This is a genomic window from Cytobacillus firmus NBRC 15306 (assembly GCF_001591465.1).
GTDB lineage: Bacteria > Bacillota > Bacilli > Bacillales > Cytobacillaceae > Cytobacillus > Cytobacillus firmus.
The window spans coordinates 1-24200 of the sequence record NZ_BCUY01000059.1 but is presented as its reverse complement, the minus strand read 5'-3'; the positions used below and the strand labels follow the sequence as shown (position 1 = coordinate 24200).

Sequence of the window (24200 nt, the reverse complement as noted above, 5' to 3'; positions counted from 1 at the left end):
CTTATAGAAAAGGCTATGAGACTTGAGGCCATGGAGCCCCTCAGCCTGCAGATGTATTTTTAAAAATATGGAGGTAAATGCTCCGTTGATTTTCTATAATGAAGAGGAAGCTGAAACTTTTAACGCTCCATTTCCGTATTACACAGATAAAGGAGCTGAGAACATTGGAAACAAGGAAGATTCTGTCTGCCTTAAGCTATTTTAGCATTATGTTCGCAGGATTTATTTTTCCGCTCATTGTATTTTTTGCTTCAGAAGACAGGGAAGTGAAGCGGCATGCCAAGAGTGCATTCTTATCACATTTGATCCCGCTGGTTCCTGTTCCGGTTATTGTTTTTGCAGGGGTAACTCAGTTTACAGTATATGATCAGGGAATTCCGGTATTTTTTCTTGCAGCTGTCGGCATCACAATCATACTGCTATTAATTGTACTTATCTGGAATATCATTAAAGGGGTAAAAGTCCTGATACAGGAATCGAACTAATAGAGGAGGGCCAGATAATGAAAGAGGAACGCAAACGTATTTTAAAAATGGTCGAGGATGGAAAGCTTACTGTGGATGAAGCTTTAACTCTGCTGGAACAGCTTGAACAAACAAATCAGACGATGGAGCAGAAGCAGGAGGACTTAATTAAGGAGCTATCTGCTGAGGTTAAGTTTGAAGAAGCTAAAAAGGGTGAGCCCTATAGCTCAAAGCATCAAAGTGCAAAGGAAAAAATCATTGATTTTGTAGATTCAGCATTTAAGAAAGTGAAGGATCTGGATCTTGATTTTAATTTTGGGAAAAATGTTGAAATCTCTCATATTTTTCAGCATGCAGACGCATACTTAAAAGATCTGGACATTGATGTTGCCAATGGAACAGTTAAGGTAATTCCATGGGAGCAAAGTGATGTGCGTGTTGAATGCAAAGCCAAGGTTTATCGTGTGGATAATCAGGATGAAGCCCGCAGGAATTTTCTGAAGGATGTCATTTTTGCCATTGAAGGGCAAAGGCTGAGATTTTCGACTCAGCAAAAATGGATGAAGCTTGAAGCAGTCATCTATATTCCAAAGTCTGAATATGAAAATGTGAAAATCCGCATGTTTAATGGCCCGATTGAAAGTCAAAACTTATCAGTGGAAAACTTTAAAGCGAAAACGGCTAATGGAAAGATAACGGTTAGTGATTTGAACAGCCGAAATGTGGAGGCTGAAACAGCCAACGGACAGATTACCATTCAAAAAAGCCGGATCGATCATGTGGAAGCCGAAACGTTAAATGGCTCCATTCTGGCTGAGGGAGACTTCAAAAAAGTTGAACTGCAATCTTTTAATGGAAATGTAACCTGCAGGGCTGAAAATGAACGCTGCGAATGGATTGAAGCGAAGGCAGCGACGGGCAGCATCGATCTGTTTGTTCCGGATTTCGCTGCTGTCAGCGGAGAATTGCGGACAAATCTGGGCAGTTTTCATCCTGACATTGAGGGTATTGAAGTAATAGAAGAAAAGAGCGAAGTGATCCAGAAAATGCTGCGCTTTAAGTCTGTGAAAGAAAGCGGCAGCGGACTTAAGCTGCGGGCTGACTCAAAGACAGGTGCCATCACGATCAAACGGTCAACAGCCTGGTAAAACGGGGGGAGCAATAGCGCCTTCCGCTTTTCTTGATAGGAGGGATTCTTAATGAATAAATTGATTCGCTCCCGCAGCAACCGGAAATTAGCGGGAGTATTGGGCGGCTTATCAAAATCGATTGGAATAGACGCTACCATACTCAGGGTGATTTTCATTGTTTTATTATTTACAACTGGTGTTTTCCCGATGACACTCATCTATGCTCTGCTTGTGTTTGTGCTTCCGAATGAAGAGGTGCTGTAGGAAATGAGATGGATCCTGGGAATCTTGATAAATGCGGTCCTATTTGTAGCGATCGCAGGTTTTTTTAAGGATTCGTTTTACTTGTCGGGGTTTGGGGCTGCCATTGGCGCCAGCTTCATGCTTTCCATCCTGAACATTCTCGTAAAACCAATCCTGATTATTTTAACTCTTCCCGTTACTGTTTTAACGCTCGGTTTGTTTCTGTTCGTCATCAATGCTGTCACGCTAATGATAACGGATGGTTTTATGGGTGATTCATTTGAAATTGCCGGGTTTGGCACAGCGATTCTTGTGTCTGTGATTATGTCAATTGTTAATCTGATCATTCAAAAAGCAATCCTGGAATCGGCGAGGGAAAAGTAAATGCGTTAAGAAGCCAGCATGCGTTATGCTGGCTTTTTTTCTATTCAATAATCGTGGCATTAAAGCCGTCCTTCTTAAGGTTCCCGGCAAGTTTCTCGGCATGCTGCTTTTCGGGAAAGGCAACTTGAACTTTATATTGTTTGATTTTATCATTTTTTCTTAAGGCATATTGCTCGGCAATTGCTTTTACAATAGCCTGTGCACAGCGTTTCCGGTAGAGGGGGGTCCGGAGAAGGGAAGCTTCCTCTTTATTGGTCATAAACCCGCATTCCACAAGAACTGCAGTCATTTTTGTCTCACGCAGCACATGGAAATCAGCTGTTTTGACTCCCCGGTCCCGCAAGCCTGTAGAACTGATTAAGTTTCGCTGTATCTTTTGAGCTAGTGCCAATGCTTCCCGAGGCTTGGAAGGGTAGACATATGTTTCAATTCCGCCTGCACTGTTCCATCCGCCTGTTCCGTAAGCATTGGCATGGATGGACACATAGCAGTCAGCGTTTTGATTATTTGCCAGGGAGGTTCTTTCGGCAAGCGGCACGTCACGTTCATCGGAATGGGCAAAGAATACCTCTGTGTTTTGATACTTTCCCAGCATCTCCTTTGCCAGGCTGGCGACAGCACGGTTGAATTCATATTCTCTCATTCCGTCAGGGCTGCGCTTGCCGGGGGTGCTGCATCCATGTCCGGCATCTAATATGATCTTCATCTGATCACTCCTTTCTGAAAAAAAATATCTTCATATATATAATATGGACAAACCCTCCAAAAGGACATGGTAAAATGAAAATAGGAGAAAACCCCAAGGGGCTTTCTCCTATTTTGCAGCGCGCTGCATCGTATGAACGAATTTGTAGCGGTCTGCACGGTATGCTGATTTTACAAGCTCAAAAGGCGTGCCGTCCTCTAAAAAGGAAGTGCGGACAATAAGGAGTACAGGAGATCCAGATTCTACCTGCAGGTGGTTTACCTCCGTTTCCTTAGCGATTGAGGCTTCAATCTGCTGGGTGGCTTCCCTGATGGTAAGGGACAATTTTTCTTCGATATGCTGATAAAGTGACTTGTTGATGATTTCTTCTGTAAGCCCTTTAACGAGATTAGCAGGCAAGTAGGTGGTTTCCAGCGCCATTGGCAGGCTGTCTGCCATCCGCACCCGTTTAATTTCATATACCGGTGTGTTTTCTTTTATATCAAGCTTTCTCGCCAGCTGAGGCTCGGCCGGGATGATTTCAAATGATATTAGGCGACTGCTCGGCACCATGCCGCGCTCTTTCATATCTTCAGTAAAGCTGGTCAATCCCTGAAGCTTTTGTTCGACCTTCTGCTTGTTGACAAAAGTTCCGCGTCCTTTTTGCCTGTAAAGATAGCCATCGTTGACAAGGTTATTTAGTGCCTGTCTGACTGTCATTCGGCTAATCTGATATTGCTCCGAATACTCGCGCTCAGAAGGAATGGCTTCATCAGGCTTTAACTTGCCGTTTTCTATTAATTGTTTAATATACTCTTCCAATTGGTGATATATCGGAATGGGTGATTGCTTATCGATCATGGAAATTCTCCTATCACTATTAATACTGATCATCAGTCCTGACTGACGAGGCCAAGTGCTTCTTCATCGGCTATGATGGTCACATTCGGATGAAGCTTCAAGGCTGATGCGGGAAACTGTTCATCAGGCTCTCCGTTAACCAATTGTCTGATGGCTTCTGCCTTGGCCGAACCTGAAGCGAGCAGGATGATTTCCCGGCTATCAAGAATCGAAGCGATTCCCATTGTAATTGCCTGGGCCGGGACGTCTTCTATAGAATTGAAAAATCTAGCGTTAGCCTTACGCGTACTTTCCGCAAGGTCCACGACATGCGTACGGCTGTTAAAGGCAGTGCCCGGTTCATTGAATCCGATATGTCCGTTGCGCCCGATTCCCAGTACCTGCAGATCAATATCCACCAGATCCTTGATCAGCTGCTCATACCGTTCGCATTCCCATGACATATCCTCTGCGGCTCCATTGGGAAGATGCGTGTTTTCGAGCTGGATGTCCAGATGATCAAATAGTTCGCTATTCATGAAGTGCCTGTAGCTATTAGGATCAGTTGGGGGCAGGCCGATATATTCGTCCAAATTAATCGTCGTGACTTTTGCATAAGAAGTGCCATTTTCCTGATGATCTTTAATCAGTTCGCCATAAACTCCTTTTGGTGTACTTCCGGTAGCAAGCCCTAATGTCAAATCAGGCTGCCGGCGGACTTTATCAATCATCAGCCTGGCAGCTTTTCGGCTCATATCGTGATAATCGGCTGTTCGAATGATTTTCAATTCCCTTTCACCTCACGTTCAAAGGCTTTGACGCCTCGGCAGAAGGTCATGGCAACCTCAAGGTTCTCATCAAGTACAACCAGGTCCGCATCCTTGCCTTCTGAAATGCTGCCTTTCCGGTCGAAAATATTGAGCTGTCTGGCCGGGTTGCTGCTCGCAAGCCGGACAGCTTCATGCAGCTGTATATCTGTAAAGTCAATCATATTTTTTATGGAGTCTTTCATTTTTAAAATGCTTCCAGCCAATGTGCCGTCAGCAAGCAGTGCCTGGCCATTTTCGACCTTTACATCCTGTCCGCCAAGATCATAATGGCCATTTTTCAGGCATTTGGCTCTCATCGAATCGGTTATCAGGATCATACCATCAGCGCCTTTGGCGTTCAGTGCAAGCTTGATCATCTCTGGACGGACATGGATGCCGTCAGCGATCATTTCAACGATCAATTCCTTAAATAAAAGCGCAGCGCCGGCAACACCAGGTTCACGGTGATGCATGCCTCTCATTCCGTTAAACAGGTGGGTCACCTGCTTGGCTCCTGCCTGTACAGCTTTCTCCATTTCTGTATAAATGGCATCGCTATGGCCGATTGAAGGAACAACGCCGTGTTCACTTAAGTAGCGGATAAACTCATAGCCATTTGCTTTCTCAGGTGCAAGTGTAATCAGCTTGATGGTTCCATTTGCTGCTTCCTGCCAGCGCTTAAAAAGTTCAATATCAGGCTCAAGGATATGATCCTTCGGCTGGGCTCCGCCTCTTGCTTCGTTAATAAACGGGCCCTCCAGGTGGATTCCGATTACTTCCGCCTTACCGGGAGTATTTTGTTCTTTTTGAAAGTGAGCCGCATTGATCAATGCAGCTTCTATTTTTTCTTTTTCCTGTGTGATGGTTGTAGCCAGGAAGCTTGTAGTCCCTTCTTCAGGCAAAACGCCGGCCATCGTGTTCAGCGCTTCAAATGTGGCATCCATCGTATCGGAACCGCCAGCGCCATGTATGTGGACATCAATAAACCCCGGACTGATTGTGTGCTGATGGGAAAGTTCTATAATTTCTGTATCCTGGCCGATGGCAGGAAGCTCCTCCAAGGTTCCAGTCTCCAGGATTTGCTCATTTTCTATTAAAATAAACCCTTTATCATTCGTGCTGTTTTCCAGAAGGATTCTGGCATTTTTCAGTAATAGACGGCTCATTTTCAGTTCATCTCCGTTTGAATGATACTTTTATTATAAAAGGTTTGGAATTAGATGTCTATACCAGTTCGAGGATTTAACTTTCTAGAACTTTTTGGTCTATACAACTAAAAATAGGATAGAAGGCGATCGGACGCTTTTCTATCCTATTTATTTGAGTATTAGAAGAAATACATACAAAAAATAATTATTTTGTATCCGCAGCTGCTTCCCGTAAGTAGCCATTATGCTTTTTCAGAAGCTCGGCGGCTGCTTCACCTTTTAATCCTGTTAAAATCTGAAGAATGGCTGCCTTTGTTTGATAGTTTTGTTCTTTAAGTGCGGCCCGGGCTTCTTCATCAGATGCACCTGTAGCCATTTTAACGATATTTTCAGCACGCTTAAACAGCTTCTCATTTGTCATCTGTACATCCACCATCAAATTGCCGTACACTTTTCCCAGCTTAATCATGGAAGCAGTTGTTAACATGTTCAGGACGAGCTTTTGTGCAGTGCCCGCTTTCATTCTTGTAGAGCCTGTAACCACTTCCGGACCTGTGATGGGTGCAATCGTATATTTAGAGATTTTCCCCATTTCGGAATCTTTGGTACAGGCAACTGAAACAGTAACAGCACCGACTTCGTTTCCATATTGAAGAGCTCCGATTGTGTATGGCGTACGGCCGCTCGCCGCAATGCCGACAAGCACATCCTTGTCCGATAATTGAATATCGGCGACATCCTGGCGTCCCTGTTCACTGTCATCCTCAGCGCCTTCAACCGCCTCGGTCATGGCTTCCTTGCCCCCGGCGATAATGCCGACAACCATTTCAGGGTCTGTTCCATATGTCGGCGGACATTCTGAAGCATCGATAATGCCAAGACGTCCTGAGGTGCCGGCTCCAACGTAAATCAAGCGGCCTCCTTTTTTAAAGCTCTCGGTAATTTCATCCACCACTTTTACAATGTGAGGGATTTCTCTTGCGATGGCATTAGGAACAATTGTATCCTCCTGATTTATGATTGTAATAATTTCTTCTGTTGTCATTAAATCTATTTCCATTGTTTTTGGGTTTCGCTGCTCTGTATTCAGCTTTGTAATATTCATTATTTATCCCTCACTATTAATTGAAATTTAGTTCCTGCCTTAATCTGATCCAGCAGGGGCATATCTTCTTCTATTACTCTGGCGATTACATTCACGCGTTCATCCTGAGGGAGATCTGCTAATATAATTTGCATCTCTCCTGCGTAGCGGCCGTATAGAATATTATCAACTGTGATACTGCCTTTTTTACGTTCCAGCTGGTTTAAAGGTTCCCATTTATTTGATCCCTGCCCGGCATAGGATCTTGATTCAACCGACCTGATAACATCCCTGGCAGGATCCATCCGATTTGTATGGATTTTATTAAAAAGCTCCCCATGGAACTGTCCGCCGATCAGCTCGATCCGGAGAGGCACAGCACCTTCCGAGATTTTCGCCAGCTGTGCAAGAGTCCCATCTTTTACAGAATGGTCACCAATCAATACCTTGTCTGTCCAGCAGCTGTTCATCAGTTCAGCCGCAGCAGCAGCAGGTGACGAGCCCCGGTGTTTTTCAAGAGTAGGCAATCCGGCAAAAATCGGACCGCGTAGTTCCCCGTCTCCTGGCACAAACGCCATGGTAGTTATCCCCATGCCTTTTAGGAGCTTATTTCGCTCTATTAAAAAGTCTTTATCCAAACCGGTTTCCGGCCGCGGGTAAAAGTTATGCCAGGCTTCTATATTATTGGTTTTTAATCCCATTTTCATCCACTCATGCAATTCTGAAGCAGAGATCGTACTGGCATTGATACCAAGTTTCATTTTTTTTGAGAGTTCAACAATCTGTTCAGAAGTGAAGCCATAATCAGCCCGGATTCCGGTAAGGCCCCATTCGGGAAGTGTATCAATCGAATCCCAATCCAATCCTAAATGGCCCAATGATTGGGGAGAAACATCTGCGAGGAGTTCCATATGATGCTGCTTTGCCAAGGCCCCAAGATTCTGAAGCAAATGTTTATAAGTGCTATGGTCGTCTTCGGGAATATGAAGGGATGTGAAAATGGAAGTGAGGCCGTGAGAAGCCGCCCTTTCTATCCATTCCGTATTTTGATACTGACGCTCTTCTGATAAGTAAACTGATATTCCAAGCATCCTGGTCACCTCTTTAAATCTGAATTTTGTAAAAATGGGGACTCATAAGTAAAGAAGGAGGAAAGCTCCTCCTTCTCTTTGTTTATTATATGTTCTTCGCCATTTCCTCTTTGAATCCGAACAGCCATGTGAACAGGAAGCCGAATGCATAGGCAAGTAATAGTCCTAACAGGTACATAACGACCTGATTCGGATGCACAAGGAAGGCTAAAGGTATGCCGGAAACCCCGATGGCTACTGTAGCAATTTTAAAGAACGCCTGGAAAGCACCGCCGACAGCAGCCCCAAGACATGCTGTCAGGAAAGGACGTCCCAGCGGCAGGGTGACCCCGAAAATAAGCGGTTCGCCGATTCCAAGCATTCCAACTGGAAGTCCGCCTTTAATGACTCTTTTCAAACGCGCATTTTTTGTTTTGAAATAAATAGCAAATGCCGCACCTACCTGGCCTGCCCCGCCCATTGCAAGAATCGGCAGCAGTGGATCGTCGCCGATTGTGTTAATCAATTCCATGTGAACTGGTGTTAAACCTTGATGCAAACCAGTTACAACTAAAGGAAGAAATGTTCCGGCAAGTACTAATCCAGCCAGGATGCCGCCGACATCTAGTATGCCAAGCAGGCCTTTAGTAATGATATCAGAAAGGAATCCGCCAACAGGCTGCAGGACAAAGAATGTCGCAAAGCCTGTAATTAATAATGCAAGTGTCGGTGTTACGATAATATCAATAGCTGCAGGAACGACTCTGCGGATTCTTTTTTCCAAAAAGGCCACCAATGCCGCAGCGAGCATGACTCCGATAAGTCCTCCGCGGCCCGGCACCAGCGCTTCACCGAATAAAGTGATATTGGCAAGGCCTGGATTGATTAATAGAATACCGGCCGCACCGCCCAGAGCAGGAGATCCTCCAAATTCCTTCGCTGTGTTAATACCAACAAATACACCCAGGTAACCGAATAAACCCCAGCCAATCAGATCAAGCATTTGCACAAGAGTAGATTCCGGATCTCCGCCTGATTTGATGATTACGTTATTGATTCCTGCAATCAAACCGGAAGCAACAATAGCTGGAATCAGCGGTATGAAGATACTTGCAATTTTTCGTAAAAATAACTTGAATGGAGTAGCATTTTTCTCACTTAGTCCGGCTTTCGTCCTGGCTGCCAGTCCTTCCAATGAAGTGTCAATCTCTTCTTCATCATCAACGGAAGAAACATTTTTGCCTGTCATTCTGGAAACCTCGTCAGCTACTTTGGTGACGATTCCTGGTCCCAGTATGATTTGGAGTGTTTCTGCTTCCACAACACCCATAACGCCGTCAATATCCTTGATGCCATTCAGATTGACTTTGCTTTCATCGACCGGCTTCACGCGAAGACGGGTCATGCAGGAGGCCAGTTCCGCAATATTGCCGGTGCCGCCCAACTGCTCCGTAATCTCTTTCGCCAAACGTTCTTCTTTACGCATGAGCTTTTCCCCCTCTTTTTTTAAAGTGAATAAACGTAATAAGAGCTAAAAAATAAATGAATTCGCTTACATACCCATATTATCAAGGTTAAGTATAGTTGTCTATACCATTTATATATTTTATATGGGCATGTCACCATATCTATACGCAGAACAATCCTGAAAATTGTCTTTTTTATACAGGATTAAGCATATGGGCCTAGTGTTAAATTTTGAAAAAATCGATTACAGAAATTTGGTTCTGGGTTAAAAAGTGCTAAAATGAATAAAGTGAAACTTCATGAACCTAAAGAATTAAGAGTTACATATAAAGAGATCATCCGGCAGTGCCAGCATTAAAGGAGGAACTTATTTTGGTAAAAGTGCGCACGAAAGATATTATAGAAAAATTTGGGCTTGAATTGATTGCCGGAGAGGAAGGCATAAACCGGCCGATTACAACGAGTGATATTTCACGTCCGGGCTTGGAGATGGCAGGTTATTTTGATTATTATCCGGCTGAACGCGTTCAATTGATCGGAAAAACGGAACTGTCTTTCGTTGAAACGTTAACAAATTCTGAGCGGGAAATCCGGCTTGAACGCCTCTGTACAGATATTACGCCCGGCATAATCGTGACGAGAGGACTTGATATCCCTGAAGAACTGATTGAAGCAGCCGAGAGAGAATCGGTTCCGCTGCTTCGATCCAAGCAAAAAACGACCCGTTTTTCCAGTTTGCTGACAAATTTTCTGGAAAGCAAGCTTGCTCCAACAACGGCTGTTCACGGCGTCCTTGTTGATATTTATGGGGTAGGGGTACTGATAACAGGTAAAAGCGGAGTAGGTAAAAGCGAGACAGCACTCGAATTAGTAAAACGCGGACACCGCCTTGTTGCGGATGACTGTGTGGAGATCAGGCAGGAAGATGAAGATTATCTGGTAGGAAATTCGCCTGAATTGATCGAACATCTGCTTGAAATCCGCGGTCTCGGCATCATCAATGTAATGACACTGTTCGGCGCGGGAGCTGTCCGCAGCTATAAAAAAATCTCTGTGGTTATGAATTTGGAGCTGTGGGACCCGAAAAAGCAGTACGATCGCCTCGGACTTGATGAAGAAAAAATGAAAATCATCGATACGGAGATTACGAAGCTGACAATTCCGGTAAGGCCCGGACGAAATCTCGCTGTCATCATTGAGGTGGCTGCCATGAATTTCCGCTTAAAGAGAATGGGAATGAATGCAGCGGAACAGTTCACGAACCGCCTCTCCGATGTGATTGAGGACGGAGACCATGATGATCGTTAATATGTGAAAACAGGTCAATCATTCTTCAATCAAACGTTTGATTGAAAGCTGTTAACCTTCATCAGGCTTCAAAAAAGAATAGATAAAGGGCGCCGCCGCGCTTTCATAGGATTAATAGAAATTATATCTTTCAAATTTGATAACTGTCTAGCTCCAGGCGCCATCGGCTCGAGGTCATAAGCCAATCCGGCACAAAGGTTAAAGAACAACCTTCATGCCGGCTTGTCTTATGCTTGTCGCCGATAAGCGGGCGCCTTGCGCTTTTCGAAAGGAGAAGTGATCATGGAAAACAATATTCAGCCATTAGATCCGATTGCCATTTCACTTGGGCCGATTCAGGTCCACTGGTATGGCCTGATTATCGGCCTCGGCATTGCACTGGCTCTCATTATCGCGATGAGGGAAGGGGAAAGAAGGGGACTCCCTAAGGACATCTTTGCCGATTTAATGCTGTGGGCCATCCCCATTGCGATTATTTCCGCAAGGATCTATTATGTTATATTTCAATGGGATTTTTACTCGCAGAACCCGGGTGAAATCATCAAAATATGGAATGGCGGAATTGCCATTCATGGAGCTTTAATTGGTTCTGTCATCACCGCTTATGTTTTCGCAAAGAAAAAGCAAATCTCGTTCTGGAAGCTTGCTGATATTGCAGCGCCAAGCATCATTTTGGGGCAGGCAATCGGCCGCTGGGGCAACTTCATGAATCAGGAGGCGCACGGGAGGGAAGTCAGCCGGGCGTTCCTTGAGAATATGCATTTGCCTGAATTCATCATTAACCAGATGTATATTAACGGAGCTTATTATCATCCCACTTTTTTATATGAATCCATTTGGAATATCATTGGATTTATCATCCTTATATTATTAAGAAGAGCAAACTTAAGGAGCGGGGAGCTTTTCCTCTCGTATGTTATCTGGTATTCGATCGGGCGTTTCTTCGTAGAAGGCCTCCGTACCGACAGCTTGATGCTTACTGAGAATTTAAGGATTGCCCAGACGATATCCATCGTTCTTATTATTGTGGCGCTGGTCCTGATTTTTTATAGAAGAGCAGAGGGTCTTGCCAAAGCTCGTTATTTGGATAAAGCCGAGGGGAAATAACACACAGGGGAGAGTAGAGATGCTGGTTGAATCATCCAAAAAGGGGCTGATGGCCGGCTTAAAAACAACATGGACACTCGGGAAAGTCATATTCCCGGTCACGCTGATTGTGGCACTGCTGCAGCATACGCCGGTGCTTCCATGGGTTATCAAGCTGATCACGCCCCTTATGAATCTGATCGGGCTGTCAGGAGATGCAGCCATACCGCTTGTATTGGGGAACTTCTTGAATTTGTATGCCGGAATCGGAGCGATCTTAACGCTCGATCTAACGGTTAAAGAAGTGTTTATTATTGCCGTCATGCTGTCGTTTTCACATAATATGCTGATTGAAACAGGAGTCGCTTTGAAGGTTGGCGTTAAGCTTTGGGTCGTTCTTACCGTCCGTTTCGGATTGGCGCTGATAAGCGCCATTGTTATCAACCTTGTTTGGCAGGGCGGATCCGAAACGGCTAAGTACGGATTTATTCCGGCAAAAGAAGAGCAGGTATCCGGGGCAATGCCAATCCTGCTGGATGCACTGCAGACGGCTTTGCTTGGCATTCTCCAGCTTGCCATCATAGTCATTCCGCTGATGATCATTATTCAGATTTTAAAAGATAAGCAATGGCTTGCTGTCTTTTCAAGATGGATGGCGCCTGTGACCAGGGCACTTGGAATGAAAGAAAATACGTCTACAACCCTTGCAGCCGGATTGCTGATTGGCCTTGCCTATGGGGCTGGCGTCATGATCCAGGCTGTAGAGGAAGATGGCGTCAGCAAAAAAGATGTAACGATCGCATTTATTTTCCTTGTTGCCTGTCACGCAGTCGTTGAAGATACACTGATTTTCGTGCCGCTTGGCATTCCGGTGCTGCCGCTTCTGCTGATCCGCCTGGGTGTGGCGATCATCCTGACACTGGCGGTGGCGATGATTTGGAACCGTGCTGATCTGGCAAAAAGAAAGGAAGCAACATATGAGCATTAACACACTATTGTTTGATCTAGATGGAACACTAATTGACACAAATGAATTAATTATTTCCTCGTTTTTGCATACGCTCGGAAAATATTATCCTGACCGCTATCAGCGGGAAGATGTTCTTCCGTTCATGGGGCCAACCCTGCATGAAACATTTGAGTCCATCAACCCGGAAAAAGTGGAAGAGATGATCTCGGTTTACCGGGAGTACAATATTAAGAACCACGACGTGCTTGTGAAGGAATTTGATGGCGTGTTTGAAACGATTCGGACTTTAAAAGAGTCGGGATATAAACTGGGCATTGTTACAACGAAAGTTTCCAATGTAGTTGAAAAAGGCTTAAAGCTGACAAATCTTGACCAGTTTTTCGATGTGGTTGTCACGCTGGATCATGTGGATAAGCCAAAGCCCGATCCGGAACCAATCTTGAAGGCGTTGAGCCTGCTGGATTCGAAGCCGGAGGAAGCCATTATGGTCGGCGATAATTCACACGATATCGATGGCGGAAAAAATGCCGGCACGAAAACGGCAGGTGTTGCCTGGACAGCGAAAGGCCGTGATTTCCTCGAGCGCTTTGAACCGGATTATATGCTGGACAATATGGCTGACCTGCTCGATATTCTTGAGGCAGAAAACCAATGAGAAAAACGGAGCGTTTTCCGGTAGAGGGAGGCAATTCACTCTGGCATGTGTATAAAACGGTTCCGTTCCTGAAGGTTGTCAAAAACTTTATTGTGATTCAGCTTGCGCGCTATACGCCATTTCTGGGCATGAAAAATTGGCTCTATCGTAATTTCCTGAGAATGAAGGTGGGCGATCAGACATCATTCGCACTCATGGTGATGCTGGATGTCATGTTCCCGGAAAAAATAAGTGTCGGCCGCAACACAGTCATCGGATATAACACTACGATCCTCGCCCATGAATATTTGATTAAGGAATATCGCCTTGGCAGGGTTGAAATTGGCAGCGAAGTCATGATTGGCGCCAATTCAACCATTCTTCCCGGCGTCATGATCGGAGATGGTGCGATTGTTTCAGCTGGAACGCTTGTTCATAAAGATGTCCCGTCTGGCGCTTTTGTTGGGGGTAACCCGATGCGTGTCATCTATACAAAAGAAGAACTTGCCGCACGCTGGGCGGATGATCCGATATATGGTGAAGATAAAAACAAAACTCCGCTTGCTTAGGCTGGCGGAGTTTTTCTAATCTATAACTTAAAATAACCTATAGAAAAAAGAACAAACTATATAAGTAAGCGCCTTTTTAAAAAAAGGAGTCTTTTTTATTTTTCAGTCTCTTTCGGTTGACGGCGTGGTGAATGCGCGTTAAACTACATATAACTTCAATCTACTACCATATTAGCGAACTAAAGGATTCGGAATTTTTAAGTCATAGAGGTGAATGGTTTGAGCCGATTATTTATGTTTGAAAAGCCGTTAGGCATGAGAGATACATTACCTGATCTATACGAAAGAAAAGCTGCAGTCCGTTCATCCATCCAGGAGGAAATGAAACGCTGGGGCTATCAGTTTATCGAAACGCCTGCACTTGAATACTACGAAACAGTAGGGGCGGCTTCAGCGATATTGGATCAGCAGCTGTTCAAGCTGCTTGATCAGCAGGGCCATACCCTGGTGCTCCGGCCGGATATGACAGCGCCGATTGCAAGGGTTGCAGCATCCCGTCTCTTAAAAGACGAGCTGCCGATCAGGCTTGCGTATTCTGCCAATGTATACCGCGCACAGCAGCGGGAGGGCGGCAGGCCGGCTGAGTTTGAGCAAATCGGCGTTGAATGCATTGGGGATCATACGATCAGTGCTGATGGCGAAGGAATGGCGCTCATGATCTCTGCTTTAAAAGAAGCGGGGCTGCAGAACTTTCAGCTTTCAGCAGGCCACATCGGATTTGTCCGTGACTTCTTCCAGCAGATTTTAGGAACGGAAGAACGAGTGGAAAACCTGACAAGATTTTTATATGAGAAAAATTATGTAGGATACAGGGAACATGTAAAGAGTCTGGCTCTTTCGTCCATTGATAAACAAAGGCTTCTTGATTTTCTTAAATTAAGGGGCGGTGAAGAAGTTATTGAGATTGCCTATGGCCTTCTGGAAAACGGCACAGGAAAAAAGGAATTAGCTGAGCTTGAACAGCTTTGGAGCATTATGCGGGACTACGGCCAGGAAGGCACAGTTAAATTTGATTTAACGCTCGTCAGCCATATGAGCTACTATACGGGCATTCTTTTTGAAGTATATGCAGGAAATGTTGGTTTCCCGATCGGAAATGGCGGCCGCTATGATCTGCTGCTTCAAAAGTTCGGAAAAGATACGGGAGCAACCGGCTTTGCCATCAGATTGGACCGCCTGCTTGAAGCGCTGGAAGACAGCAATGAGGCTGAACCTGTCTATTGCATTTTATACAGTCCGGAACGCCGCAAGGAGGCATTCGATTTTGCGAAGGAAGAACGTTCTGCCGGAAAGAAAGTGGTCCTGCAGGATATTAGCGGTGTTAAGGACATCGATGCCTGCACCAGCCAGTACGAGGACATTACCTTTTTAGTCGGAAAAGCTGGAAAGGAGAGCATAAAATGAGTAATGTTTTAACGATTGCGATGCCAAAGGGCCGCATTTTTGAGGAAGCAGCTGAATTGCTCCGCCGTGCAGGCTTTCAATTGCCACCGGAATTTGATGACTCACGTAAATTGATCATCGATGTGCCGGAAGAGAATTTCCGCTTTATCCTGGCAAAGCCGATGGATGTGCCAACGTATGTGGAGCATGGGGTAGCAGACCTTGGGATTGCCGGAAAGGACGTAATGCTTGAAGAAGAGCGGGATGTCTACGAGCTTCTTGATTTGAAAATCAGTGCCTGTTATCTCGCTGTTGCGGGACTGCCAAACACCAGGCTGAATGATGTGGCTCCTAAAATTGCTACAAAGTATCCGCAGATTGCGGCGGCATATTTCCGTGAGCAGGGGGAGCAGGTGGAGATCATTAAATTGAACGGCTCCATAGAGCTGGCGCCGATGATCGGGCTGGCGGACCGGATCGTGGATATCGTATCAACCGGCCGGACACTGAAAGAAAACGGGCTCGTTGAATACGAAACCATTGTCGGGATCACATCAAGATTGATCGTCAATCCAGTCAGCTACCGCATCAAGGATGAACGAATCAGCGAGCTGGTTGGCCGGCTGACAGAAGTTATTTCAGGAGAAGAAATAAGCTCTTAAAAGGATGTAGAACCCTATGAAAATGTTAAAAATTGATGACCAGATTTCAATAAAACGGTCTGTTGATAACGGAACAGAAGAACAGCGGGCGATTGTAAAAAATATTATTGAATCAGTCCGCAAAAACGGCGATCAAGCTTTAAAAGAGTACACAGAAAAATTTGATGGCATTTCTCTGGATGGATTAAAGGTACCACTGGCTGAAATAGAAGAAGCTTTGAGTCAAGTGGATGGGAAAATCCTTGAGATCATTAAAGAAGCTGCCGAAAATATCCGGTCTTTTCATGAAAAACAGCTTCGTCCTTCCTGGATGACAACAGAAGAGAACGGCACAGTCCTTGGCCAAAAGATTACACCTCTTGATTCAGTCGGCCTGTATGTTCCGGGCGGAACGGCGGCATACCCGTCATCTGTACTCATGAATGTGATTCCTGCAAAGGTTGCGGGAGTCAAGAGAATCGTGATTACTTCTCCTCCTGATAAAAAGACTGGAAAGCTGCCTCCGGCTGTTCTGGCTGCAGCACACATCGCCGGTGCGGAAGAAATCTATAAAGTCGGCGGAGCTCAGGCGATTGCTGCACTGGCATATGGAACTGAATCGATCCGGCCTGTCGACAAGATCACAGGTCCGGGGAACATCTACGTTGCCCTTGCAAAACGCGAAGTTTTTGGGGATGTTGATATAGATATGATCGCAGGTCCTAGTGAAATCGCTATATTGGCAGATGACACAGCACATGCGGATGAAGTGGCGGCAGATTTATTATCACAGGCAGAACACGACCCGATGGCAAGCGCAGTCCTTGTGACACCATCATCTGCTTTGGCAGAAGCGGTGTCAGCAGAAGTGGATCGCCAGCTTGCCGAGCTGCCCCGCCAGGAAATTGCCGCTGGGTCCATCAGCAATTACGGAGCTATTTATGTGACGGAAAGCATGGATGAAGCTGTTGAAACAGTTAACAGTCTTGCTCCTGAGCATCTGGAGATTTTAACAGAGAATCCGATGGAGCTTCTTGGACGGATTCGTCACGCAGGAGCGATCTTCCTCGGAAGATTCAGCCCTGAACCGGTTGGCGACTATTTTGCCGGGCCAAACCACGTCCTGCCGACAAACGGGACAGCCCGTTTTTCGAGCCCGCTTAATGTAGAAGATTTTCAAAAGAAATCAAGCATTCTTTTATACAGCGAAAAAGCATTAAAGGATAATGGCGAAAAAATTGCGGCCTTTGCACGTCTGGAAGGACTGGAAGCCCATGCCAGATCCATTGAGACAAGACTAAGAAAATAAGCTGGAGGAATAATCATGGCCAGAACTGCTGAAATTTCACGTAAAACCAATGAAACGAATATCACTCTATCCTTAAATATAGACGGAGAAGGCAAAAGCGATCTGGAAACAGGCGTGCCTTTTATGACACATATGCTGGACCTGTTCGCCAAGCACGGACAATTTGACTTGAACATCGTCGCAAATGGCGATACAGATGTGGATGATCACCACACAACAGAGGACATTGGCATCTGCCTGGGCCAGGTGCTGAAGGATGCTCTAGGAGATAAAAAAGGCATCAAGCGCTATGGAAATGCTTTTGTGCCAATGGACGAAGCACTGGCTCAAGTGGTGGTTGACCTCAGCAACCGCCCTCACCTGGAGATGCGGGCGGAGTTCCCGAGCCAAAAGGTGGGGACATTTGATACAGAGCTAGTGCATGAATTTCTATGGAAACTCGCGCTTGAAGCGAGAATGAACCTGCATGTCATCGTTCACTATGGACAGAATACACACCACATCATTGAGGCGATTTTCAAAGCGCTGGCACGTGCGCTGGATGAAGCAACGACGATTGATCCGCGGATTAAGGGAGTTCCCTCAACGAAAGGGCTGTTGTAAATGATCGGCATCATCGATTACGGAATGGGGAATTTGTTCAGTGTCAGTAAAGCGCTTGAACGGTTGGAGGTTCCTTATTTCCTTTCTGAAAATAAAGACGAGCTTCTGAGAGCGGATGCCCTAATTTTGCCGGGTGTCGGCTCTTTCAAGGATGCAATGAGTATCTTAAATTCTACTGGCCTGGCAGATCTGGTTAAGGAGTTTGCTGATACAGGCAAGCCGCTTCTTGGCATTTGCCTTGGCATGCAGCTTTTATTTGAAAGCAGTGAAGAAAATGGACTGACAGAAGGATTGCAGCTTCTGCCTGGGCATGTGAGGCGTTTTCCCGGTTCAACAGCAGAAGGTGAAACGTACAAAGTTCCGCATATGGGCTGGAACCGTCTTGAATTCCTGCAGGGTTCGCCGATTTTAAATGGGCTTGATGAAGATTATGTCTATTTCGTCCACTCTTATTTTGTAGATACAAATGATGAAGAAGTAGTTATCAGCAGGAGTTTGTATGATGTAGAAGTGCCGGCAGTGGTTGGCAGAGGCAATGTGTTCGGCATGCAGTTCCACCCTGAAAAAAGCAGTTCGCTCGGCATGGCGCTTTTACGCAATTTCACCGAGCTGGTTGAAGAAAGGATGTCTGTGAAATGATTTTTACCATCTATCCGGCAATCGATATGAGAGGCGGCAAGTGCGTCCGGCTGCTGCAGGGGGATTATGATAAGGAAACGGTGTATGGCGACTCCCCGTTTGATATGGCCAAAAAGTTTGCTGATGAAGGAGCAGACTGGATTCATATGGTCGATCTTGACGGGGCAAAGGATGGGAAGCGGGTTAATGATCAGTATGTCATCCAGGCTGCCCGTGAACTTGGGGCCTCTGTCCAGATTGGCGGGGGAATCCGTACAGAAGAAGACATCCTGCATTACCTTGATAATGGCGTAACACGAGTAATCATCGGTAGCATCGCCGTCTCCAATCCTGAGTTTGCTATTGACATGATCCGCAAATATGGCAAAGCCATAGCGGTAGGACTTGATGCGAAAAATGGCTATGTGGCTACACATGGCTGGCTTGAAACGTCTGAAGTAAAGGCAGTTGACTTAGGCATGCGATTTGCCGACGCCGGTGCGGAAACATTTATCTTTACAGATATCGCAACAGATGGAATGCTTTCTGGACCTAACGTTGAAGCTGTTCGCCTGCTTGCGCGGGAAACTGGCAAAAGTGTAATTGCATCCGGCGGGGTCAGTCAGCTGGCTGACTTGGCGGAACTTCAGGAATATGCATCTGAAGGTGTTTCCGGCGCCATCGTCGGAAAGGCCATTTATGAAGGCCGGTTTACCGTAGCGGAAGCCCTGAAAGAGGTGAAGGAAACATGCTGACTAAACGCATCGTACCCTGTCTGGATGTAAAAGACGGCCGCGTGGTAAAAGGGGTGCAATTCGTACAGCTGCGTGATGCAGGTGACCCGGTTGAGCTTGCCCGCTTTTATGATGGGCAGGGAGCTGACGAGCTGGTCTTCCTCGATATCTCCGCCTCTCATGAAGGACGGAAAACAATGGTTGAGGTAGTGAAGGCTGTTGCGTCTGAGCTGGCCATTCCCTTTACAGTCGGCGGCGGGATTAACGCGCTGGAAGATATGAAGCGAATTTTGCGGGCAGGTGCTGATAAGGTGTCTCTTAATACAGCTGCCGTAAACAATCCTTGTTTAATTACAGAAGGGGCAAATTTCTTCGGATCCCAGTGCATCGTTGTCGCAATTGATGCCAAATACGATGAAGAGATCTGTTCCTGGCGCGTGTACACACATGGCGGACGGACACCGACAGATCTTGAAGTCATTGCCTGGGCCCGTGAAGCGGCTGAGCGCGGCGCCGGAGAAATTTTACTGACAAGCATGGACTCGGACGGAGAGAAAAAGGGATTTGATCTTAAGCTGACAAAAGCAGTCAGCGAGGCCGTTTCGATTCCGGTTATTGCTTCTGGCGGGGCAGGAAACGCCGATCACTTTGCAGAAGCATTTATTGATGGGAAAGCGGATGCCGCGTTGGCAGCATCTATTTTTCACTATAAAGAAACATCTGTGGCAGAAGTGAAAGCTTTTATTAAGGAAAAAGGGGTGGTAGTCCGATGAATATCGATGGTATAAAGTTTGACGAAAAGGGACTGATCCCTGCCGTTGTGCAAGATGCGAACACAAAAGAGGTATTAACATTAGCTTTTATGAATCGGGAATCCCTTTTAAGGTCGGCGGAAACAGGGGAGACCTGGTTTTTCAGCCGTTCCCGCAATGAGCTCTGGCACAAAGGGGCAACAAGCGGAAACACGCAGAAAATTGTAGAAATGAAGCTTGACTGTGACCAGGATGCCATTGTGGTATTGGCTGAACCAGCGGGACCTGCCTGCCACAAGGGAACAATCACCTGCTTTGAGGAAAGAGTATACGGGGAAGAGTCAGGCGGTTTATCTGACTATGAAATCCTTAATACACTTGAAAAAGTCATTGAAGAACGCGAAAAGACACGCCCAGAAGGAGCCTACACGACCTATCTTTTTGAAAAAGGCGTGGATAAAATCCTGAAGAAAGTCGGCGAAGAATCCGCAGAAGTTATCATCGCTGCGAAAAACCGTGATAAAGAAGAACTTAAATGGGAAGCGGCCGACCTGATTTATCATTTGATGGTGCTGCTGCGCGAGCAGGAACTGCCTTTTAGTGAAGTCCTGAAAGTGCTTAATAAACGGCATGAAAAGAAAGAACCGTCCTCCGAATAGGGAGGGCGGTTTTTTGCGAATATTTGCTTTTGGATGATTATCATTTCATCCTATCTCCTGTAAAGAATCCTGTTCTTTCCCATAAAGATCGTCCCAAAGTTCATAGACTTTCCTCCGGCCGTTTGCAATTTCAGGGTTGAATTGGATGGCAGCGTTTTGACGGACTGTATGAACGTTTCTCAGTGCCTGTTCAAGCTTCTTAGTGATGTCAGTGCTGCCTTTTCCAGCATATTTAGCAATCGAAATCCCTGCTGTTGTTCCCTGGGCTATGGCGATTTTTCCGCTTTCAATCCCAGTGATATTTCCGGCAACAAATAATCCTTCGAGCGGAGTTTCCATTTTTTCAGAATGAAGCGGAACATGTCCCCCAAGTTCTGGTACGTATTGGAATGGGCAGCCGGCAACTACTGTAAGCTCTGCTAACGGGTACAAGCCACCTGCGATACACACGAAATCTGCTTCGTATATTTTTTCCGTACCTTTGACCACGTTTCCATTCGCATCAATATCTGCAGTGAGGACGCCTTCCACTTGATCCTTTCCAAGTATTTCAAGTGCTGCTTTCCTAAGCTGCAAGGGTGTTCCATTCACCTTAACGCCGCTTTTAGGGTAAAATTTCATTCCTAATTTGCGGAATCCTCTATTTTTCATAAAGCGGCTGCTGAAACGCAAGATTGGTGACGGGGCAAGGTGTGCTGCATTTAGGAGTGACTTCAAGACTTCCTCTGGTTTTCCGGCATTTTGGCTAAGCGGACTCTTTTCTGGCAGCACAATATGTTCCACATTGATTCCGGCTAATTGGAGCTCGTTTAAAATGGCAAATGCCAGAAGGTTTGCACCAATGATGATGCCTTTTTTGCCAACCTCGACCCGATGAACATTCGTCATGACCTGTGCAGCTCCAATGGACATAACACCTGGAAGAGTCCAGCCTGGCACAGGAATTGGGAACTCAGCGGCACCAGTTGCCACCAGCACATAAGGAGCTATCAGTGTTCCTGTATTAGTATGAACATTCCAGAAATCCTTATCTTTTTCAAGGTTATATACAGAAACGCCGCAGCGGATATCTACTGATCGTTTCTGTGCTTCGTTGTGCAGACGAGTGGATTCTTTTACTCCATTCCACCATTCTCCGGACGGTTCCTGGTGCAATTGGCCGATTAATCTGCCGCCTGGCCTGACAAATTCATCAATGACGGTTACTTTTAAGCCATACTCAGCACAGGCTATGGCACCAGCTAAACCTGCTGGCCCAGCTCCAATTACGATTACATCTATCATTGATTCTCCACCATCCTTTTAACTAAATTAGGATGGTGTTTTCCTCTTTCAACAGCCATATTTTCCTTCACAGCCGTTAAACAGGCTCTTATATTGGCCTGCCCATTAACATATACACGGCATTCCATACAGTGGCCGATATTGCAATAAAACCCTCTTGGTGTTCCACTCTCCTCATGAAATCGCAGTGTTCTCACACCGTTTGCCAGCAGGGCTGCAGCGATTGTTTCAGTTTCATATGCTTCATATTCTTTTCCATCAAATGTGAATGGAATCTTTTTTCTATCATCTAATTTGCCTAAAACCGGATGATCTATAATTCTAGCCATTATTATCACCTGCTGTTCCAAAAGTTACAGGGCGAATTGGAGGCTGATATTTTAAGGGAATTTCACCTTCGCCTGTATTAGGGACGATACTTTCAATAATCCGATCGACCATGACCCTGCAAGTGCGTCCTCCGCAAAATCCCATTCCAGCTCTTGTTCTAAGCTTCAATTCCCTGGATGTACACTGATGTTCCTTTGCAGTTGCGAAAACCTGCCCATAGGTAACCTCTTCACAGCGGCAGATCACAAGTGCCTCATTGTTACTCATTTGGAAATCCTCCTCTTCAGGTATATGCAAAAATACAATGCAAAAATCGTACCAACTTTGAAGCCTGGATATTAAATCAGCTTAAGCCAAGACGTTTGAGACGATTGTAAAGAGTCGCTCGGGTGATTACCAGTTTTTTTGAACATTCTAATTTGTTGCCGCCGGTTAATGCCAATGCTTTTTCAAGCACTTGCTTTTCATGACGATCCATTTCTTCCTGAAGCGGCACAATGCCCGTTTTTATTTCTATGCTGTTTTCCTGAAGATCCATATCAGATGCAGCTGGATAGCTCATTGCTGAGTGAAATGGCAAATATTCTTTTCGAATGACTCCATCTGTTGCAAAAACAACCAGTCGTTCAACGACATTACGCAGTTCCCGCACATTGCCTGGCCAATCATATTGAAGCATTTCCTGCATAACTTCCTGGGGAAAAATGATGGATCGGCCGCTGATAGCGCAGTGAAAAATCATTTAAAAAGTAATGAATGAGCTCAACGATATCCTCACAGCGTTCTTTTAAAGGAGGGATTTTTAAACTGACAACATTCAGCCGATAATATAAATCCTCCCGAAATTGGCCTTCGTTTATTAATTCTTTTAAATCCCTATTGGTTGCAGCAATTACCCGGAAATTTGCCTCTATCTCTTTTTCACCGCCAACCTTGTAATATTTTCTTTCTTGAAGCACACGAAGCATCTTGACCTGCATTTCCAAAGGCATTTCGGCAATTTCATCCAGAAAAAGAGTTCCCCCTCTGGCAAGCTCAATTTTTCCTTTTTTTCCTCTATGATCTGCACCCGAAAAGGCCCCGCGTTCATAGCCAAATAATTCGCTTTCAAATAATGAAGCTGGAATAGCACCGCAATTAATGGATATAAATGGTGCTTCAGGTCCTTCAGTTGCCTCATGAATGGATTTGGCAAAGACCTCCTTGCCGACCCCGCTTTCTCCTAAAATCAATACAGTTGACCGGACAGCGCACACCTTTTTCGCCATTTCTACAGTCTTTTCCATCACTGCGCTTTTCCCTTTAATGTATCTAAAGGGATCTGAAGGCCTGTATTTCGCCATCTCCTGTTCTAATCGGTGAACCTCAGTCGACATATTAAATAATTTCTCATTAAGAACCACCTGGCTTGTCACATCAGTTTCCGATACAACAGCCCCGATAATTCGCCCATTAAAGTGAACGGGGTTTGAATTTATTAGAACAAAAAGATCAGATCTTGGCTGGTGATGTTTTCCCCGGATTCTTTTTCCTTTGTACAAGGATTCCAGGATTTGCAGATTCTGATGTTCAAAGAATTCTATTATTGGTTTCCCCACAATCTCATCTTTTTTTACAGAGAAGATTTTTTCGGCTCCCTCTGTCCATGTGCGGACACGTTCATCAGCATCAATCACTGTGACTGAAGCGTCCGATGTATGGATGACAGCTTCATAGAAAGCCTTTAATTGGTTGTAGGAATCCTGCAAAAAATCAATGATTTGTTCATTTGTAATGCAGCCGAGTGCTTGACCGCCTGAATTTACAATGGCAACGGCTGCATGACGCTTGCAGGCATCAGCTAATGAAGCAAACGGATCATCTAAATAAACACTGACTGAGGCATTTTCATTATTTGTGTTAAGACAGATGAAATTATTTTCAATTATTTCTTTGACTGAAGGTAATTCAAACATGACAGCCTCCTGGTATGTAAAATTTTTTATACACTGTTTAA

General features: G+C 45.4%; 27 protein-coding genes and 1 pseudogene. 17 read left to right on the top strand and 11 right to left on the bottom strand.

The features are described from left to right. The first annotated feature begins 164 nt into the window (after positions 1 to 164). From BFI01S_RS15460 to BFI01S_RS15445, 4 genes are read left to right on the top strand one after another with little or no spacing between them, the layout of a single operon-like run. Complete coding sequence (locus BFI01S_RS15460) at positions 165 to 485, top strand: magnetosome magnetite crystal formation protein family (RefSeq protein ID WP_061793415.1); 321 nt, start codon at positions 165 to 167, stop codon at positions 483 to 485. A gap of 17 nt (positions 486 to 502) precedes the next feature. Next, positions 503 to 1612, top strand: a complete 1110-nt coding sequence (locus tag BFI01S_RS15455; RefSeq protein WP_061793414.1) for a DUF4097 family beta strand repeat-containing protein — start codon at positions 503 to 505, stop codon at positions 1610 to 1612. A 51-nt stretch (positions 1613 to 1663) separates the two neighbouring features. Continuing rightward, on the top strand, positions 1664 to 1858 hold the full coding sequence (locus BFI01S_RS15450) for a PspC domain-containing protein (RefSeq protein ID WP_035329262.1): 195 nt from the start codon (positions 1664 to 1666) through the stop codon (positions 1856 to 1858). A gap of 3 nt (positions 1859 to 1861) precedes the next feature. After that, positions 1862 to 2221 carry a phage holin family protein gene (locus BFI01S_RS15445; protein ID WP_061793413.1) on the top strand — a complete coding sequence of 120 codons (360 nt, stop codon included), beginning with the start codon at positions 1862 to 1864 and terminating at the stop codon, positions 2219 to 2221. A 40-nt stretch (positions 2222 to 2261) separates the two neighbouring features. On the opposite strand, the gene BFI01S_RS15440 is transcribed toward BFI01S_RS15445, so the two are convergent. The 7 genes from BFI01S_RS15440 to BFI01S_RS15410 form a co-directional block, all read right to left on the bottom strand. After that, positions 2262 to 2927 (bottom strand): N-acetylmuramoyl-L-alanine amidase, encoded by a 666-nt coding sequence (locus tag BFI01S_RS15440; protein ID WP_061793412.1) that lies wholly within the window; start codon positions 2925 to 2927, stop codon positions 2262 to 2264. Between the two features lie 108 nt (positions 2928 to 3035). Next, positions 3036 to 3767 (bottom strand): GntR family transcriptional regulator, encoded by a 732-nt coding sequence (locus BFI01S_RS15435; RefSeq protein ID WP_061793411.1) that lies wholly within the window; start codon positions 3765 to 3767, stop codon positions 3036 to 3038. A 32-nt stretch (positions 3768 to 3799) separates the two neighbouring features. Further along, entirely contained in the window at positions 3800 to 4534 is a 735-nt protein-coding gene (gene nagB, locus BFI01S_RS15430) for a glucosamine-6-phosphate deaminase (protein WP_061793410.1), read from the bottom strand. Then, the gene (gene nagA, locus BFI01S_RS15425) at positions 4531 to 5721 is read right to left on the bottom strand and encodes an N-acetylglucosamine-6-phosphate deacetylase (protein ID WP_061793409.1); all 1191 of its coding nucleotides are present in this window, start codon (positions 5719 to 5721) and stop codon (positions 4531 to 4533) included. Before nagA ends, nagB begins: the two co-directional genes overlap by 4 nt. Before the next feature lie 187 nt (positions 5722 to 5908). Beyond that, positions 5909 to 6808, bottom strand: coding sequence for an N-acetylmuramic acid 6-phosphate etherase (gene murQ, locus BFI01S_RS15420; RefSeq protein WP_061793408.1), 900 nt, complete (start codon positions 6806 to 6808; stop codon positions 5909 to 5911). Then, complete coding sequence (locus BFI01S_RS15415; RefSeq protein WP_061793407.1) at positions 6808 to 7878, bottom strand: DUF871 domain-containing protein; 1071 nt, start codon at positions 7876 to 7878, stop codon at positions 6808 to 6810. Before BFI01S_RS15415 ends, murQ begins: the two co-directional genes overlap by 1 nt. A gap of 85 nt (positions 7879 to 7963) precedes the next feature. Beyond that, positions 7964 to 9343, bottom strand: a complete 1380-nt coding sequence (locus BFI01S_RS15410) for a PTS transporter subunit EIIC (RefSeq protein ID WP_061793406.1) — start codon at positions 9341 to 9343, stop codon at positions 7964 to 7966. 353 nt (positions 9344 to 9696) lie between these two features. Between BFI01S_RS15410 and hprK the strand changes: the two genes are divergently transcribed. The 13 genes from hprK (at position 9697) to hisIE (ending at position 20590) form a co-directional block, all read left to right on the top strand. Further along, positions 9697 to 10632 carry an HPr(Ser) kinase/phosphatase gene (gene hprK / locus BFI01S_RS15405; protein ID WP_061793405.1) on the top strand — a complete coding sequence of 312 codons (936 nt, stop codon included), beginning with the start codon at positions 9697 to 9699 and terminating at the stop codon, positions 10630 to 10632. 282 nt (positions 10633 to 10914) lie between these two features. Then, positions 10915 to 11739, top strand: coding sequence for a prolipoprotein diacylglyceryl transferase (lgt, locus tag BFI01S_RS15400; protein ID WP_061793404.1), 825 nt, complete (start codon positions 10915 to 10917; stop codon positions 11737 to 11739). A 19-nt stretch (positions 11740 to 11758) separates the two neighbouring features. After that, complete coding sequence (locus BFI01S_RS15395; RefSeq protein WP_061793403.1) at positions 11759 to 12706, top strand: nucleoside recognition domain-containing protein; 948 nt, start codon at positions 11759 to 11761, stop codon at positions 12704 to 12706. Then, a complete protein-coding gene (gene ppaX, locus BFI01S_RS15390; RefSeq protein ID WP_061793402.1) occupies positions 12696 to 13343 on the top strand; it encodes a pyrophosphatase PpaX in 648 nt (215 codons plus the stop codon). The genes BFI01S_RS15395 and ppaX overlap by 11 nt, the downstream gene beginning before the upstream one ends. Next, positions 13340 to 13891: an acyltransferase gene (locus tag BFI01S_RS15385; protein ID WP_061793401.1), complete on the top strand. Its 552-nt coding sequence runs from the start codon at positions 13340 to 13342 to the stop codon at positions 13889 to 13891. The genes ppaX and BFI01S_RS15385 overlap by 4 nt, the downstream gene beginning before the upstream one ends. Before the next feature lie 219 nt (positions 13892 to 14110). Next, positions 14111 to 15295, top strand: coding sequence for an ATP phosphoribosyltransferase regulatory subunit (locus BFI01S_RS15380; RefSeq protein ID WP_061793400.1), 1185 nt, complete (start codon positions 14111 to 14113; stop codon positions 15293 to 15295). Further along, positions 15292 to 15936: an ATP phosphoribosyltransferase gene (gene hisG, locus BFI01S_RS15375; protein ID WP_061793399.1), complete on the top strand. Its 645-nt coding sequence runs from the start codon at positions 15292 to 15294 to the stop codon at positions 15934 to 15936. The genes BFI01S_RS15380 and hisG overlap by 4 nt, the downstream gene beginning before the upstream one ends. Positions 15937 to 15952: 16 nt before the next feature. Then, complete coding sequence (hisD, locus tag BFI01S_RS15370; RefSeq protein ID WP_061793398.1) at positions 15953 to 17224, top strand: histidinol dehydrogenase; 1272 nt, start codon at positions 15953 to 15955, stop codon at positions 17222 to 17224. A 15-nt stretch (positions 17225 to 17239) separates the two neighbouring features. Beyond that, a complete protein-coding gene (hisB, locus tag BFI01S_RS15365) occupies positions 17240 to 17827 on the top strand; it encodes an imidazoleglycerol-phosphate dehydratase HisB (RefSeq protein WP_061793397.1) in 588 nt (195 codons plus the stop codon). Next, entirely contained in the window at positions 17828 to 18466 is a 639-nt protein-coding gene (gene hisH / locus BFI01S_RS15360; protein ID WP_061793396.1) for an imidazole glycerol phosphate synthase subunit HisH, read from the top strand. Then, positions 18463 to 19200 carry a 1-(5-phosphoribosyl)-5-[(5-phosphoribosylamino)methylideneamino]imidazole-4-carboxamide isomerase gene (gene hisA, locus BFI01S_RS15355; RefSeq protein WP_061793395.1) on the top strand — a complete coding sequence of 246 codons (738 nt, stop codon included), beginning with the start codon at positions 18463 to 18465 and terminating at the stop codon, positions 19198 to 19200. The genes hisH and hisA overlap by 4 nt, the downstream gene beginning before the upstream one ends. Beyond that, positions 19194 to 19952: an imidazole glycerol phosphate synthase subunit HisF gene (hisF, locus tag BFI01S_RS15350; protein ID WP_061793394.1), complete on the top strand. Its 759-nt coding sequence runs from the start codon at positions 19194 to 19196 to the stop codon at positions 19950 to 19952. Before hisA ends, hisF begins: the two co-directional genes overlap by 7 nt. Then, on the top strand, positions 19949 to 20590 hold the full coding sequence (gene hisIE, locus BFI01S_RS15345; protein ID WP_061793393.1) for a bifunctional phosphoribosyl-AMP cyclohydrolase/phosphoribosyl-ATP diphosphatase HisIE: 642 nt from the start codon (positions 19949 to 19951) through the stop codon (positions 20588 to 20590). Before hisF ends, hisIE begins: the two co-directional genes overlap by 4 nt. 45 nt (positions 20591 to 20635) lie before the next feature. Here the strand turns inward: hisIE and BFI01S_RS15340 are convergent, their stop codons facing one another. The 4 genes and pseudogenes from BFI01S_RS15340 to BFI01S_RS15325 form a co-directional block, all read right to left on the bottom strand. After that, positions 20636 to 21874 carry an NAD(P)/FAD-dependent oxidoreductase gene (locus BFI01S_RS15340; protein WP_061793392.1) on the bottom strand — a complete coding sequence of 413 codons (1239 nt, stop codon included), beginning with the start codon at positions 21872 to 21874 and terminating at the stop codon, positions 20636 to 20638. Beyond that, the gene (locus tag BFI01S_RS15335) at positions 21871 to 22203 is read right to left on the bottom strand and encodes a (2Fe-2S)-binding protein (protein WP_061793391.1); all 333 of its coding nucleotides are present in this window, start codon (positions 22201 to 22203) and stop codon (positions 21871 to 21873) included. Before BFI01S_RS15335 ends, BFI01S_RS15340 begins: the two co-directional genes overlap by 4 nt. After that, complete coding sequence (locus BFI01S_RS15330; RefSeq protein WP_061793390.1) at positions 22196 to 22471, bottom strand: (2Fe-2S)-binding protein; 276 nt, start codon at positions 22469 to 22471, stop codon at positions 22196 to 22198. Before BFI01S_RS15330 ends, BFI01S_RS15335 begins: the two co-directional genes overlap by 8 nt. A gap of 82 nt (positions 22472 to 22553) precedes the next feature. Beyond that, a pseudogene (locus tag BFI01S_RS15325) lies at positions 22554 to 24159 on the bottom strand (sigma-54 interaction domain-containing protein); the annotation flags it as partial. Positions 24160 to 24200 lie beyond the last annotated feature (41 nt).

Coding starts and splice junctions, on each gene's coding strand:
- BFI01S_RS15455 (WP_061793414.1), top strand. CDS start 503: ATGAAAGAGGAACGCAAACGTATTTTAAAAATGGTCGAGGATGGAAAG.
- BFI01S_RS15450 (WP_035329262.1), top strand. CDS start 1,664: ATGAATAAATTGATTCGCTCCCGCAGCAACCGGAAATTAGCGGGAGTA.
- BFI01S_RS15445 (WP_061793413.1), top strand. CDS start 1,862: ATGAGATGGATCCTGGGAATCTTGATAAATGCGGTCCTATTTGTAGCG.
- BFI01S_RS15440 (WP_061793412.1), bottom strand. CDS start 2,927: ATGAAGATCATATTAGATGCCGGACATGGATGCAGCACCCCCGGCAAG.
- BFI01S_RS15435 (WP_061793411.1), bottom strand. CDS start 3,767: ATGATCGATAAGCAATCACCCATTCCGATATATCACCAATTGGAAGAG.
- nagA (WP_061793409.1), bottom strand. CDS start 5,721: ATGAGCCGTCTATTACTGAAAAATGCCAGAATCCTTCTGGAAAACAGC.
- murQ (WP_061793408.1), bottom strand. CDS start 6,808: ATGAATATTACAAAGCTGAATACAGAGCAGCGAAACCCAAAAACAATG.
- BFI01S_RS15415 (WP_061793407.1), bottom strand. CDS start 7,878: ATGCTTGGAATATCAGTTTACTTATCAGAAGAGCGTCAGTATCAAAAT.
- BFI01S_RS15410 (WP_061793406.1), bottom strand. CDS start 9,343: ATGCGTAAAGAAGAACGTTTGGCGAAAGAGATTACGGAGCAGTTGGGC.
- lgt (WP_061793404.1), top strand. CDS start 10,915: ATGGAAAACAATATTCAGCCATTAGATCCGATTGCCATTTCACTTGGG.
- BFI01S_RS15395 (WP_061793403.1), top strand. CDS start 11,759: ATGCTGGTTGAATCATCCAAAAAGGGGCTGATGGCCGGCTTAAAAACA.
- ppaX (WP_061793402.1), top strand. CDS start 12,696: ATGAGCATTAACACACTATTGTTTGATCTAGATGGAACACTAATTGAC.
- BFI01S_RS15385 (WP_061793401.1), top strand. CDS start 13,340: ATGAGAAAAACGGAGCGTTTTCCGGTAGAGGGAGGCAATTCACTCTGG.
- hisG (WP_061793399.1), top strand. CDS start 15,292: ATGAGTAATGTTTTAACGATTGCGATGCCAAAGGGCCGCATTTTTGAG.
- hisD (WP_061793398.1), top strand. CDS start 15,953: ATGAAAATGTTAAAAATTGATGACCAGATTTCAATAAAACGGTCTGTT.
- hisB (WP_061793397.1), top strand. CDS start 17,240: ATGGCCAGAACTGCTGAAATTTCACGTAAAACCAATGAAACGAATATC.
- hisH (WP_061793396.1), top strand. CDS start 17,828: ATGATCGGCATCATCGATTACGGAATGGGGAATTTGTTCAGTGTCAGT.
- hisA (WP_061793395.1), top strand. CDS start 18,463: ATGATTTTTACCATCTATCCGGCAATCGATATGAGAGGCGGCAAGTGC.
- hisF (WP_061793394.1), top strand. CDS start 19,194: ATGCTGACTAAACGCATCGTACCCTGTCTGGATGTAAAAGACGGCCGC.
- hisIE (WP_061793393.1), top strand. CDS start 19,949: ATGAATATCGATGGTATAAAGTTTGACGAAAAGGGACTGATCCCTGCC.
- BFI01S_RS15340 (WP_061793392.1), bottom strand. CDS start 21,874: ATGATAGATGTAATCGTAATTGGAGCTGGGCCAGCAGGTTTAGCTGGT.
- BFI01S_RS15335 (WP_061793391.1), bottom strand. CDS start 22,203: ATGGCTAGAATTATAGATCATCCGGTTTTAGGCAAATTAGATGATAGA.
- BFI01S_RS15330 (WP_061793390.1), bottom strand. CDS start 22,471: ATGAGTAACAATGAGGCACTTGTGATCTGCCGCTGTGAAGAGGTTACC.